The sequence below is a fragment of the Curtobacterium luteum genome (assembly GCF_014646995.1).
GTDB lineage: Bacteria > Actinomycetota > Actinomycetes > Actinomycetales > Microbacteriaceae > Curtobacterium > Curtobacterium luteum.
On the sequence record NZ_BMOI01000001.1, the window covers coordinates 163,200 to 176,398 of the forward strand.

The 13,199-nt window shown below is 73.1% G+C and carries 11 protein-coding genes and 1 pseudogene; 8 read left to right on the top strand and 4 right to left on the bottom strand.

Annotated features, from left to right (window positions below):
• The first annotated feature begins 62 nt into the window (after positions 1-62).
• From IEY20_RS00690 to IEY20_RS00705, 4 genes and pseudogenes are all read left to right on the top strand, one after another.
• Positions 63-597: pseudogene (locus tag IEY20_RS00690) on the top strand (phosphoribosyltransferase).
• On the top strand, positions 546-1,313 hold the full coding sequence (locus IEY20_RS17390) for a Type 1 glutamine amidotransferase-like domain-containing protein (RefSeq protein WP_373290322.1): 768 nt from the start codon (positions 546-548) through the stop codon (positions 1,311-1,313). Before IEY20_RS00690 ends, IEY20_RS17390 begins: the two are co-directional and overlap by 52 nt.
• A 5-nt stretch (positions 1,314-1,318) precedes the next feature.
• Complete coding sequence (locus tag IEY20_RS00700) at positions 1,319-1,999, top strand: uracil-DNA glycosylase (RefSeq protein ID WP_175329084.1); 681 nt, start codon at positions 1,319-1,321, stop codon at positions 1,997-1,999.
• Positions 2,000-2,279: 280 nt separating this feature from the next.
• Positions 2,280-2,894 (top strand): GNAT family N-acetyltransferase, encoded by a 615-nt coding sequence (locus tag IEY20_RS00705; protein ID WP_175329085.1) that lies wholly within the window; start codon positions 2,280-2,282, stop codon positions 2,892-2,894.
• 305 nt (positions 2,895-3,199) lie between these two features.
• Here IEY20_RS00705 and IEY20_RS00710 read toward each other — a convergent pair whose 3' ends face one another.
• A complete protein-coding gene (locus IEY20_RS00710) occupies positions 3,200-3,907 on the bottom strand; it encodes a FadR/GntR family transcriptional regulator (RefSeq protein WP_175329086.1) in 708 nt (235 codons plus the stop codon).
• Positions 3,908-4,141: 234 nt separating this feature from the next.
• Here IEY20_RS00710 and IEY20_RS00715 point away from each other — a divergent pair, with 234 nt between their 5' ends.
• Both IEY20_RS00715 and IEY20_RS00720 read left to right on the top strand, forming a co-directional pair.
• The gene (locus IEY20_RS00715; protein ID WP_229727779.1) at positions 4,142-5,671 is read left to right on the top strand and encodes a GntP family permease; all 1,530 of its coding nucleotides are present in this window, start codon (positions 4,142-4,144) and stop codon (positions 5,669-5,671) included.
• A 47-nt stretch (positions 5,672-5,718) separates the two neighbouring features.
• Positions 5,719-6,201: a gluconokinase gene (locus IEY20_RS00720; protein ID WP_083881886.1), complete on the top strand. Its 483-nt coding sequence runs from the start codon at positions 5,719-5,721 to the stop codon at positions 6,199-6,201.
• 67 nt (positions 6,202-6,268) lie between these two features.
• Here IEY20_RS00720 and IEY20_RS00725 read toward each other — a convergent pair whose 3' ends face one another.
• The gene (locus IEY20_RS00725; protein WP_175329087.1) at positions 6,269-8,305 is read right to left on the bottom strand and encodes a glycoside hydrolase family 43 protein; all 2,037 of its coding nucleotides are present in this window, start codon (positions 8,303-8,305) and stop codon (positions 6,269-6,271) included.
• 424 nt (positions 8,306-8,729) lie between these two features.
• On the bottom strand, positions 8,730-10,394 hold the full coding sequence (locus IEY20_RS00730) for an ABC-F family ATP-binding cassette domain-containing protein (RefSeq protein ID WP_022902208.1): 1,665 nt from the start codon (positions 10,392-10,394) through the stop codon (positions 8,730-8,732).
• A 71-nt stretch (positions 10,395-10,465) separates the two neighbouring features.
• On the opposite strand from IEY20_RS00730, the gene IEY20_RS00735 reads away from it, so the two are divergent.
• Positions 10,466-11,092 (top strand): dihydrofolate reductase family protein, encoded by a 627-nt coding sequence (locus IEY20_RS00735; protein WP_175329088.1) that lies wholly within the window; start codon positions 10,466-10,468, stop codon positions 11,090-11,092.
• Between the two features lie 42 nt (positions 11,093-11,134).
• On the opposite strand, the gene IEY20_RS00740 is transcribed toward IEY20_RS00735, so the two are convergent.
• Positions 11,135-11,440, bottom strand: coding sequence for a putative quinol monooxygenase (locus IEY20_RS00740; protein WP_175329089.1), 306 nt, complete (start codon positions 11,438-11,440; stop codon positions 11,135-11,137).
• Between the two features lie 120 nt (positions 11,441-11,560).
• Here IEY20_RS00740 and IEY20_RS00745 point away from each other — a divergent pair, with 120 nt between their 5' ends.
• Positions 11,561-13,024 (top strand): amidase, encoded by a 1,464-nt coding sequence (locus IEY20_RS00745; protein WP_175329090.1) that lies wholly within the window; start codon positions 11,561-11,563, stop codon positions 13,022-13,024.
• The last annotated feature ends 175 nt before the right edge of the window (positions 13,025-13,199 follow it).

Consider the following 13,199-nt stretch of genomic DNA (forward strand, 5'->3'; position numbering starts at 1 on the left):
GCACGCGCCCGGGGTCGGGTTGCGGGTCGCGGCGGCGGGGTCCGTGCCGGTACCGTGGTCGGATGCCGATCAGCAGCGAACCCGAGCCCGTGGCCCAGGCTCCGTCGACCGTGACCGTCACGAGCGGGCCCGAGGTGCTCGGCTGGCTGGAGTTCGGCGACGCCGCACGCCTGCTCGCCAAGGACGTGCTCTCGTCCGGGTTCGAGCCCGAGGTCGTCGTCGCCGTCGCCCGCGGCGGCCTCATCATCGCCGGTGCCGTGGCCTACGCGCTCGGCACCAAGGAGTGCGGCTCGATCAACGTCGAGTTCTACACCGACGTCGAGCAGCGCCTCGAGGAGCCGGTGATCCTGGCCCCCGCGCTCGACGCCCCGAGCCTCGCCGGCAAGAAGGTCCTCGTCGTGGACGACGTCTCCGACTCCGGCCGCACCCTGCGCCTCGTCGTCGACATCATCGCGAAACGCCGGCGCCGACGTCCGCAGCGCGTGCCTGTACTCCAAGCCCGGCACCGTCCTCGAACCCGACCACGTGTGGCGCCGGGTCGACGGGTGGATCACCTTCCCGTGGAGCGCCCTCGCCCCGGTGACGGCCGAGTCGTGAGCATCCACCTCGTCGGCGGGGGACTCCTCGCCGCGGCGGACGTCGCTGCGCCGTTCACCGCCGAGGCCACCGCGCGTGCCGCCGCCGTCGGCCGCACGACCCCTCGGATCGCCGTGCTCTCGGTCGCCCGGGCCGACGGGTCCTCGCCGTCGAGCACCGCGGACATCGCCGAGACCCTCGGCGGCGCACGCCTGGCCGAGACCGTCGTGACCGAGGTCGCGGCCGGCGCGGCGTTCGACACCACCGTGCTGAGCGACGTCGACGCCCTCGTCGTCGCCGGCGGTGTGACGCCCGACTACCTCGACGCGATCGCACCGATCGTGGACCAGGTCCGGCTGCTCGTGAGCGACGGCCTGCCCTACCTCGGCTACTCGGCCGGTGCCGTCATCGCCGCGGACCGCGCACTCGTCGGCGGGTGGCGCATCGGCGGCGTCGAGATCTGCCCGGAGGAGGCCTCCGAGGGGCTCGACGAGGTCGAGCTGCGCGAGGGCCTCGGGCTCATCGACCTCACGGTCGACGTGCACGCTGCTCAGGCCGGCACCCTCGCCCGCCTCATCGCGAGCGCGGAGGCCGAGTTCGTCGCGGCCGGGCTGGCGATCGACGAGGACACCACGCTCGTCGTCGGCGAGGGCGCGCTCGAGGTCCGCGGGACCGGCAGCGTCTGGCGGGTGATCGCGGGCGAGGAGTCCGTGTCCGTCGCCACCATGGGCGCCTAGTCGTCGTGGAACCGAAGCCCCTCGCGGAGCTCGTCGACCCCGGGTGGGCCACCGCCCTGGCGCCCGTCGAGGACGACGTGCACCGGATGGGTGCCTGGCTGCGCGCCGAGGTCGCCGACGGTCGGCCGTACCTGCCCGCGGGCGCCGACGTGCTGCGGGCCTTCCGCGATCCGTTCGACGAGGTCCGCGTGCTCGTGCTCGGGCAGGACCCCTACCCGACGCCCGGGCACCCGATCGGCCTGTCCTTCGCGGTCGACCCCGGGGTCCGTCCCGTCCCGCGCAGCCTCGCGAACGTCTACACGGAGCTCCGTGCGGACCTCGGGGTCGAGCCGCCCGCTCACGGCGACCTCCGGGCGTGGTCGTCGCGCGGGGTGCTGCTCCTGAACCGCGTGCTGACGGTCCGCGCGGGTGAGGCCGGCAGCCACCGCGGCAAGGGGTGGGAAGCCGTCACCGATCAGGCGGTCCGGGCGCTCGTCGCTCGGGGTCGGCCCCTCGTCGCTGTGCTCTGGGGTGCCCAGGCCGCGTCCGTGCGGCCGATCCTCGGGGACACGCCGGTCGTCGCGTCCGCCCATCCCTCGCCGCTCAGCGCGCGGCGCGGGTTCTTCGGCAGCCGGCCGTTCTCGCAGGTGAACGAGTTGCTCGTGGCGCAGGGCGCGGACCCGGTCGACTGGTCCCTACCGGCCTGAGACTCGCGGCGCCGGGCCCGAGTCTCGTGGCGCCGGGCTCGAGTCTCGCGGCGTCGGGCCCGAGTCTCGGGCTGAGCGACGGTTCTCGCGTCCCGGACCACGAGATCGGTCGCTCGTACCGAGTCTCGGGCTGAGCGACGGTTCTCGCGGCCCGGACCACGAGATCGGTCGCCAGGCGCGAGACTCGCGGCGCCGGGCCCGAGACTCGGGGCGCTCAACGCGAGACCCCACCGCGCGTCGTGCCCCGCCCACCCGGTGCGTCGCCCCGTAGGCTCGACCCGTGCTCGAGGAGGAATACCAGCGACGGCGGGTCCTGCCGCGACACCTGCGCGCGCCCGTCCCGCAGGAGGCGGCGTTCACGTACTCGATCCGCGCCGCCGAACCGCGGGACCTGCCCGACGTACGCGAGATCCACACGCACTACGTCCGGAACTCCTCGGTGACCTTCGACCCGTCGGCATTCACGTTCGCCGCGTGGAAGCAGCGCTACGACGAGATCCGCCGGCGCGGCTTGCCGTTCCTCGTCGCCGAGAACCCCTCGGGGCAGGTGCTCGGGTACGCGCTCGTGGACCCGTGGAACCCGCGAGACCGGTCGAACCACACCGTCGAGGACAGCATCTACCTCGGTGCTGCCGCCGGCGGGAAGGGGCTCGGCCGCGCGCTGATGGAGGCCCTGATCGACGACTGTCGTGCGGCCGGCGTCCGGGAGGTCGTCGCGGTGATCGCCGATCGCCAGGCCGAGGCGTCGATCCGCCTGCACGAACGCCTCGGCTTCGAGGAGGTCGGCCGCATGGGCAAGGTCGGCTACAAGTACGACCGGTGGCTCGGTACGGTGACGATGCGGCTCCGCCTGCGCGGCCCGCGGCTCTTCGCACGAGGGCGCGCCTCGCGCTGATCCCTCGTCGGGTCGCGGAGGTCGTCGCCGCGCGACGGCGCCGACGACACGTCCTGCGACCGACATGTCCCTCGCGCGGCAGGTCGTGCGACCGACGCCCCACTCGCGCGCCAGATCGCGCGACCACCGGACACCACGCACGCACGTCACGGCCGGGAGGCCCGTGGCGGGCCGGCACCGCGCCTCCCGTCCGGGGTGGGGTCACCACGCGCTGACGCGCCCCGGCCTGGTCGCGGACCGTGTCGCCGGTGGCGCCGAGGGACGGCACGTCGTGCGACCACCGGTGACCGGCCCCGGTCGCGACCTCAGCCTGCCGGCGCCTCCGCGATGAACTCGTCGCGTGTCACCCGCACGAGCTCGGCGGCCGCCGCCGCCGCGGCGTCCCCGTCCCCGCGGACCAGCGCCCGTGCGACCGCGTCGTGCCGTGCCGCGGCGTCCCGGGTCCACCGCGTGATCGTGTCACGCGACTCCGAGGTCCGGGTCCGGAGGAGCGCCTCGACCGTGCCCGCGAAGTGGGTGAACACGGCGTTGCCGGAGGCCTCGAGCAGGGCCCGGTGGAAGCGCACGTCGGCCTCGAGGTAGGCGCGGCTGTCGTCACGGTCGCACGCGGCGAGCATGTCCTCCGCTGCTGCCGTGACGGCCTCGGCACCGGCGGTCGACACCGCGCGGGCGGCGAGCGACGCTGCGACGGGCTCGACCCCGAGCCGGAGCTCGAGGAGTTCCCGCTGCTGCACGAAGTACGCGGGGGACGCCCCACGCCACCGGATGACCGTCGGCGCGAGCAGCTCCCACGACCCGATGCCGAGGACCTGCGTGCCGACCCGTTGCCGGGGCTCGACGAGGCCGAGCGACTGGAGGACCCGGAGCGCCTCGCGGACGACCGAGCGCGAGACGGCGAACTCCTCCGCGACGAGCTCGGGCCGGATCACCGTCCCCTGGGCGAGGTCCCCGTCGACGATGCGCTGCCCGAGCGTGTCGAGCACCTGGGCGTGCAGTCCGCGGGCGGTCGACATCGTTCCTCCGTGCAGTCCGCGGCCGGTCGACATCGTTCCTCCGTGCAGTACGCGTCACGCGGGGTCGTGACGTCTGGTCCATCGAAGCGGCAGACTGCGCCGGAGGGCGGGTGCCGCGCTGCGGATCATCGTATAGTCTGATTAATCAGATTATTCTGAAGCGCGTCGACGCGCGCTCGGATCAGGACACGAAGCGACGGAGTCCCGCGGATGCGACTCCAGGAAGGGGCGCAGATGCCTCACGCGCTCACGGCGGCCACCGCCCACACGACCGTCCTCGCAGCAGAGGGGGGTGCAGCGCCGACCGTCGACCCGTCCGGGCCGGTCGTGCAACTGATCGTCGCCGCGCTGATCGGCATCGTCGTCATCATCGCCTTGATCACGTGGCTCAAGGTCCACCCGTTCATCGCGCTGACGATCGGCGCGCTCGGTGTCGGCATCGGTGCCGGCCTCGCACCGGACAAGGCCGTCACGAGCTTCGGCAACGGGTTCGGCGCCACGATGACGAGCGTCGGCATCCTCGTCGGTCTCGGGTCGATGTTCGGCAAGCTGCTCGTCGACTCGGGGGCGGCCGACCGCGTCGTCGACACCCTCGTCCGCCGCTCGTCGAAGGCCGCGCTGCCGTGGACGATGGCGCTGATCGGAGCGCTCATCGGGTTGCCGATGTTCTTCGAGGTCGGCCTCGTCCTCCTCATCCCGATCATCGTCCTCGTGGCGAAGCGGAGCGACGTCCCGATCATGAAGATCGCGGTGCCGGCGCTCGTCGGTCTCTCCACCATGCACGCGTTCGTCCCGCCGCACCCCGGCCCGCTCGTCGCGATCTCGACGGTGGGCGCGAACCTCGGTACGACCCTCGCCTTCGGCATCGTCCTCGCGATCCCCGTGATCGTGCTCGCCGGTCCGGTCTTCGCGCGATTCGCCGCGCGCTGGGTCGACATCCCGGCTCCCGACCTGTTCGGCTCGCGCGGACCGGCCGGCGGTCACGACGACCCCGCCTCGGCCGGACGGGAGGCGCGGCGCGGCCCCGCCACGCAGGACACCGCGTCCCTGCCCCACGGCAAGAGCGACTTCACGCGCGTCATCAGCGAACCGCGCAGCCCGTCGTTCACCACCGCGCTCGTCGGCATCCTGCTGCCGGTCGTCCTCATGCTCGCGCAGGCGATCCGCGAGGCCGTCGCGCCCGACGCCGCCGGGTCGTGGGTCAGCGTGCTCGACTTCCTCGGGACGCCGATGATCGCCATCGGCATCGCCGCCGTCTTCGCGATGGTGTTCTTCGCGATCGGTGGCGGCATGGACCGGACGGCCGTGTCGCGATCGCTCGAGAGCGCCCTCCCGCCGGTCGCCGGCGTGCTGCTCATCGTCGGCGCCGGCGGCGGGTTCAAGCAGGTGCTCATCGACACCGGGATCGGCGGGGTGATCGCCGACGCCGTGAAGGACTCCGGGATCTCGGTGCTGCTCGTCGCCTGGGTGGTGTCGGCACTCGTCCGGGTCGCCACCGGGTCGGCGACCGTCGCCACGGTCACCGCCGCCGGGATCATGGCGCCCATCGCGCACGACCTGTCGCAGCCGATGACCTCGCTGCTCGTGCTGGCGATCGGTGCCGGCTCGGTCTTCCTCTCGCACGTGAACGACGCCGGGTTCTGGCTCGTGAAGGGCTACCTCGGCACGACCGTGGGACAGACGTTCAAGACCTGGACGGTGCTCGAGTGCCTCATCTCGGTGTTCGGCCTGCTCGGGGTCCTGCTCGCGGGGGTGTTCCTGTGACCGGGGCCGGCTCCGAGGGTGTGCTCGACGCCCGCGTGTTGGTCGTCATGGGCGTCTCGGGCTCCGGGAAGTCCACCGTCGCCGCGACCGTGGCGGAGCGGCTCGGGTGGGACTTCGCCGAGGGCGACGCGATGCACCCGCAGGCGAACGTCGACAAGATGCACGCGGGGACACCGCTCACCGACGAGGACCGCTGGCCGTGGCTCGAGGTCGTCGGCGGCTGGGTCCGGGAGCACCTCGGGTCCGGGACGCCCGGCGTCGTGACCTGCTCGGCGCTGAAGCGCTCCTACCGAGACGTGCTCCGCGCGCCGGGTGTGGTGTTCGTGCACGTCGCGGGGAGCGCGGACCTGATCGGCGGCCGGATGGCGCAGCGGACCGGGCACTTCATGCCGACGTCCCTCCTCGCCTCGCAGCTCGCGACGCTGGAGGTCCCCGGCCCGGACGAGGCGCACATCACCGTGGCGGCGGACCGCACCCCGGACGAGGAGGCCGACGAGGTGGTCGAGCGGCTCGGGCTCGCGGTGCGCTGACTCCCCGGTGCGCCGATCCCACGGCACGCCCCTCCGGATCAGGGAGGGGCGCGCCGTGGTCGGGTGTTCAGGCCTTCGAGACCATGACCCAGCTCACCTGGATGCCGTACTTCGTCGCGGGTGAGATCCGGAGGTCGACGATGCCGTCCTTGCCGACGCGCGTGGTCGACGTCAGGGTGCGGAAGGTGCCGTCGATCGGCTGGTGGGTCGCGACGGAGGTCCCGTTGACGTGCACGGCCGCAGCACGACCCGGAGCGCTCTTCGTCCACGGGTCCCAGAACCCCACGTCGACCCGGTAGCGCCCCTTCCCGAGGCCACCGAGGGCGTACTCGAGGTCGGTCGCGTCAGCCTGCCAGCGCACGGTGCTCGTGATCGAACCGCCCGACGTGCCGCTGGTCCCGCCCGTGGTGCCGAAGTACCCCCAGTGCGTCCCGTGCGACGGATCGGCGCCGAAACGCTGGTCGGCCACCGAGTTGCGCAGCCGGTCGCCGCGACGCTGCAGGAACGCGAGGTCGGCGGTGTGGTCCGCCGTTGCCTGGCCACCCGCGTCGATGAAGTACACCAGGCGCTTCGGCAGCACCGTCACCAGCCGCGTGAACGTCCGTCCGTCGTCGAGCGTGCCGGTCACGGTCTGCTCGCCGGCGGTCCGGAGCGGCGCGGTCGTCCAGGTGACGCGGTGGGTCGTGCCGGTGGCGCCCTCTCGGACGCTGACCCGCTTCGGGAGCGCGCCGGTGTCGCCGAGCGAGACCTGACCGGGCACGGTGGTCGTGACCGTCCAGGGGGAGTAGGGGTGCAGGTCGGTGAGGCTCCAGGTGCCGGTGTCGCACGAGAACGACATCGAGCCGCCCTCGCCGAAGGTCACGGGCAACCACACGGACGGAGCGGTGCGGAGGTCCTCGGCGTTGTTCCACCGGTCTCCGAGGTACACGACGCGACCGTCGCCGAGGTTCAGCAGGGACGTGCTCTGCGAGTCGCAGGTGGTGCCCGCATCGGTTCCGGTGGCCGGGTTGCCGTGCGCGGTCCACGTCCCGAGGATGTTCGTCGCGGTGGCGTAGGCGGCGGCGTTCGGTGCCCATCCGGTCGCGCCGGACGTCACGAGGTAGTACGTACCGCCGACCTTGGTGATGGCGGGCGCTTCGCGCTGCCCGCCGATCCACGGCTGCGGGCGACGGAAGTCGACGCCCTCGACCGCTTCCGCGGGGTCCGTGGACAGGCCGGTGTAGTCGTCGTCGAGCTTCGAGATGTACAGCGTCAGGTTCTCCTCGCTCGCGTACACGATGTAGGCGGTGCCGTCATCGTCGACGAAGAGGTTCATGTCCCGCGCCATGCCCGGGGAGTCCGGCTGGTGGTTCGTCGGGTCGTCGGCGGCCACGTGGTCGAGGCGGTACGAGTCGACGTACCGGAACGGCCCCGTCGGGGAGTCGGAGACGGCCACGCCCGCCTGTGCCTTCGCGTACTGCGCGTCCGAGGTCGCGGTGGGGCCGTCGGCGTGGACCCACATGACCCACTGTCCGGTCCGTGCGTTGTGGATCACCTTCGGTCGTTCGAGGATCGCACCCGGACGGGTCGAGCTCGGAGCCGTGACCCCGAGGTCGCGGTACACGGCGTCCCGCTGGGTCTGGTCGTAGCCGCCGTACAGCGCCGAGAAGTACGGGGCGTCGAAGTCCGAACGGCTCGTCATGGTGCGGAGCGCCAGCCCGTCGTCCTTCCAGTCGTACAGGTCGTACGACGAGTACACGTGCACGCCGCGGGTGTCGCTGTAGCCGTTGACCCGGTCCTCGCCGTACCAGTAGTAGATCGTCCTCCCGGACGCGTCCTCGGCGGTGACGACCTGGCCGCCGTGCCCCCGGATCGGCTGCCCCTGGTCGTCGAGCCACGGCTCGCCCGGGTGGAACGCACCGTCCGTGGAGCGCACCGGCGACGTCGATGCCGCTGGTGCGGTCGACCTCGACGCCGCTTGGGCCGCTGTGGCCGGCGCGGCCGTCAGACCGGCGACGCCGAGTGCTGCCGTCACGGCCACGCCGACCGCGGCGAGTGCCGCTCGCGTCGTCAGTCCTCGCTTGGTGGTGCCCGTCGAACCGGGCCTGGTGTTGCGAATCCCCATCGATCCGCCCCCTCCTGTCGTCGTTGCCCCCGATGGCAACGTCAACATGATCGCGACGTCGCTGCCGCGGTGCAAGGGGTCGCCCCGCGTTGCCACGTGTTGCCACCCAAGCCCGCACCCTGCGCTCGGTCGTGCCCGTCCCGTCGGCTCGGGACTGGATCCGTGTCCGGCCTCGTCGCGGGCGCGACGGACCGGCTCCGGGCGCGGCCGGCGCCGGTGCGCGCGACGGCATGGGAGTGATCGAGGCGCCCGATCTCGACACCGGGGTCGCGTTCGCCCGCTCGAGCCCCGCGACGGTGCAGGGCGGGTCCGTCGAGGTCCGACCGGCCCTCGGCTCGTGGGTGCGCGGTGCCGAGCCCGACGGCGGAGCCCACGCGTCCCGACGGCCTGACCTTCCCGTCCGCCGCGGACGACGCTCGGGTGTTCAGCGCTCGGTGACGCGCCCGTCCTCCACGTGCCAGTGGCGGTCGAGCCGGACGGTCTCGAGCATCCGCCGGTCGTGGGTCACGAGCAGCAGCGTGCCGTCGTACGAGTCGAGCGCCTGCTCGAGCTGCTCGATCGCGGCGAGGTCGAGGTGGTTCGTCGGCTCGTCGAGCACGAGGACGTTGACGCCGCGGGCCTGCAGGAGCGCCAGGCCCGCACGGGTGCGCTCGCCCGGCGACAGGTCGGCCGAGGCCCGTCCGACGTGGTCCGCCTTGAGGCCGAACTTCGCGAGCAGGGTACGGACGTCTGCGGTGGCGTACTCCGGCACGAGCGCCTCGAAGGCCGCGGCGAGCGGTTCGGGCCCCGAGAACGCCGCGCGTGCCTGGTCGACCTCCCCGATCGCGACGCTCGACCCGAGTGACGCCGAGCCGGTCGTCGGTGCCTGTCGACCGAGCAGGGCGCGGAGCAGCGTCGACTTGCCGGCGCCGTTCGGGCCGGTGATGCCGATCCGGTCCCCGCCGTCGACCTGCAGCGACACCGGCCCGAGGGTGAACCCGCCCTGCGTGAAGGTGGCGTCCGCGAGGGTCGCCACGACGGCCGACGACCGAGGTGCCTGGCCGATGGTGAACTCGAGCCGCCACTCCTTGCGCGGCTCCTCGACCTCTTCGAGCCGCGCGATCCGCGACTCCATCTGCCGGACCTTCTGCGCCTGCTTCTCACTCGACTCGCTCGCCGCGCGGCGCCGGATCTTGTCGTTGTCGGGGTTCTTCCGCATCGCGTTGCGGACGCCCTGGCTCGACCACTCCCGCTGGGTCCGGGCACGGGAGACGAGGTCCGCCTTGGTCGCGGCGTACTCGTCGTACGCGTCGCGCTTGTGCTGCCGGGCGATAGCGCGTTCTTCGAGGTACGAGTCGTAGCCGCCGCCGAAGAGCCGGTTCGAGGACTGCGCCAGGTCGAGTTCGAGGACCGCGGTGACGGACCGGGCGAGGAACTCGCGGTCGTGGCTGACGAGGACGACCCCGCCGCGCAAGCCCTGCACGAACTGCTCCAGTCGGGCGAGACCGTCGAGGTCGAGGTCGTTCGTGGGTTCGTCGAGCAGCACGACGTCGAACCGCGAGAGCAGCAGCGCAGCGAGGCCCACCCGCGCCGCCTGCCCGCCGGACAGCGCGGTCATGAGCGACTCCGGACCGACGCCGAGTGCGCCGTCCGCGCGTTCGAGTCCCAGTTCGGCGAGGACCGCGGGGAGTCGCTCCTCGAGGTCCGCGGCCCCGGACGCCAGCCAGCGTTCGAGTGCGACGGAGTACGCGTCCGCCGCGGCGTCACCCGCGTCCGGAGCGCCGAGGGCCTCCGCCGCTGTGTCCATGGCGACCGTCGCTGCCGTGCAGCCCGTCCGCCGCGCGACGTACGCCGCGACCGTCTCGCCCTGGATCCGGTCGTGCTCCTGCGGCAGCCATCCGACGAACGCGTCCGCGGGCGCGGTGGACACCGTCCCCGCGAGGGGTTCGTCGACGCCGGCCAGCAGTCGGAGCAGCGTCGACTTCCCGGCGCCGTTCACCCCGACGACGCCGATCACGTCGCCGGGCGCCACAGTGAGGTCGACCCCCTCGAACAGCGTCCGGGCGGCGTACCCGCCGGCGAGGTCCTTGGCGACGAGGGTGGCGGTCATGGAGCAATCGTCCCATCCCGGAAGCGCTCGATCTGCCATGATCGTGCCACCACGAGGACGAGGAGGACCCCATGGCGGCGGACGCGAGCACCGGGGACACCACCTGCCACATGTCGATGTCGCTCGACGGCTTCGTCGCAGGTCCGGACCAGGGTCGTGACCATCCGCTCGGCGTCCGGGGCGGGGAGCTGCACACGTGGCACATGCCCGGCGTCGAGGTCGGTGACGCGGACCGGACCGCCGCTCGGTGGCTGATGCGGCCGCGGGGCGCGTACGTGATGGGGCGCAACATGTTCGGCCCGGTCCGCGGTGCCTGGGACGAACCGTGGGACGGCTGGTGGGGACCGGAACCGCCGTACCACGCGCCGGTCTTCGTGCTCACCCACCACGAGCACCCGCCGATCGAGCTGCACGGCGGTACGGTCTTCCACTTCGTGACCGACGGTTTCGACGCCGCCTACGCGCGGGCGCTCGACGCGGCCGACGGAGCCGGGGTCGACATCGCCGGGGGAGCGTCCGCCGTCCGCCAGGCCCTCGCAGCGGACGTGGTCGACGAGCTCATCCTCGACATCGCCCCCGTCCTGCTCGGGAGCGGTGAACGGATCTTCGACGGGTCGCAGACTTTCGGGTTCGAACCGGTCGAGGTGCTGCACTCCCGCCTCACCACGCACGTCCGGTACCGCCGGAAGCGCGGCTGAGACGCCCACGGTGCGGGACGCGTGTCGGTGTCGGCGTCGGTGTCAGCCGAGGCTGATCGTGCGGTCGAACGTCCGCGTGACCGGCGGTTCAGCGATGACCGCCGCGAGCGCCTTCGCGGCTCCCTCCGGCGTCCCGCGCCACGCGACGTAGGCCTGGTGGTGAGCCGTGCTCGCCCAGCGCTCCACGACGACGACGTGCTGCGGGTCGGTGTCCTCCACGATCACCTCGAGCGACTCGTTCCCGTCGAACGCGCGCGTCTGTGCGAGCGTCTCCCGGATCGCCGCCTCGACGGTACCGGCGGGCAGGTCGTCGCGGAGCTGGACCTCGAGCAGGACGGTCATCGACATGGGGACACCTTTCGTCGTCGTTGCGGGGGACAACTCGCCGCCACCCTGTGGGATTCCGGATCAGTCCACAGGCCGCCGTCGACGCCTCGGTACTCGTGCGGTCCCGCCTAGGCTGGCCGCGTGTTCGAACTCCACCACCTCTCCGCGCAGGACCTCTGGGACTGGATCCGTCGTGGTGAGGTGACCGCGCGCGAGGCCGTCGACCACTACCTGGCGCGCATCGCGCGGCTCGACCCGGCGGGAGCGGACGGGCCGGGGCTCGGTGCCTTCGTGACCGTGACCGCGGAGTCCGCTCGCGATCGCGCCGACCACCTCGGCGAGCGGGTGCCGACGTCGCGTCCGCTGTGGGGCCTCCCGGCCGGCGACAAGGACCTGTACGACCGGGCCGGTGTCGTGACCCGCAACGGCACGGCCAGCCTGCCCGAGCGCGCAGCGCCGGCGGACCACCCGCTGGTCGCCGCTGCCGACGCTGCCGGCAGCATCAGCCTCGGCAAGACGGCCTCGCCCGAGTTCGGGATGTCCTCGTCGTCCGAGACCCGGTTCGGTACCACCCGCAACCCGTACGACACGCAGCGCGCGCCCGGCGGCAGCTCGAGCGGGGCCGCGGTCGCCGTCGCTGCCGGGCTGCTCCCCGCCGCGATCGGCACCGACGGCGGAGGCTCGGTGCGGATCCCCGCCGCGGCCACGGGCCTCGTCGGTCTGAAGCCGAGCCGCGGACGCGTCCCCGCGATGCCCGGCCGGTCCGGCGTGGGCGGCCTCTCGGTCGCCGGACCGCTGACCCGGTCGGTGGCGGATGCCGGCATGCTGCTCGACGCGCTCGTCCGTCCGACCGGGCTCGACGAGCCGGAACCGTACGCGCTCGTCACGCCCGACGTCGGGGACGGCCCGTTCACCGCCGCCGCCGTCCGGGGCGAGGGACGCTTCGTCGTCGGGGTGCTCGAGGGCTCCCCGTGGGACGACACCGTCGACGTCATCGTCGACCCGGCGGCGCGGTCAGCCGTCGAGACCGCGGTCCGCGCTCTCGGTGAGGTCGGGCACGGGGTCGAGGACGTCCGCATGCCGCGCGCTCCCTACGCCGAGGCGTTCCGGGTGGCGTGGGAGTCGAGCGCAGCACGCCTCCCGACCGTGCCGGGGATCGACCTCGCGCAGCTGACACCGCTCGTGGCGTGGCTCGTCGAGCGCGGGCAGCGGCTGACCGGTACCCGGGTGCTCGACGCGATGACGGCGCTCGACGCCTTCTCCGTCGCGCTCATCAGGGCGTTCGACCGCTTCGACGCCGTGCTCACCCCGACGCTGGCGCTGACGCCGCGGCCGCTCGGCTGGTACGGCGACGATCCGGAGGAGGACTTCCGGCGGCAGTGCGCCTACTCGCCGTGGACCTCGATGGCGAACGTGTCGGGCCTCCCGGCGATCACCCTGCCCGTCGGTGTCACGGCGGACGACCACCCGGACGGCGGCGAGTTGCCGATGGGGGTCCAGCTGATCGGGCGGCCCGGGGGCGAGCGGGTCCTGCTCGCGATCGGTGCCCAGCTCGAGCGTCGTCTCCGCTGGCAGCGACGGCACCCCGCGGCCTGGACCGCCTGACCCGCCCGGCCTGTCCAACGGCTCGCCGGACCGGGGGAGCGCACGCGTTGCGACACTGCGCGCGTCGTTCGACGCGTGCAGCGTCGAAGCGCGCGCGTTTCCCCGATCCGCCGCCCACGACCAAGCCCGCGACCAAGCCCACGACCAAGCCGGACCCGACCCGGCTCGCGCCCGC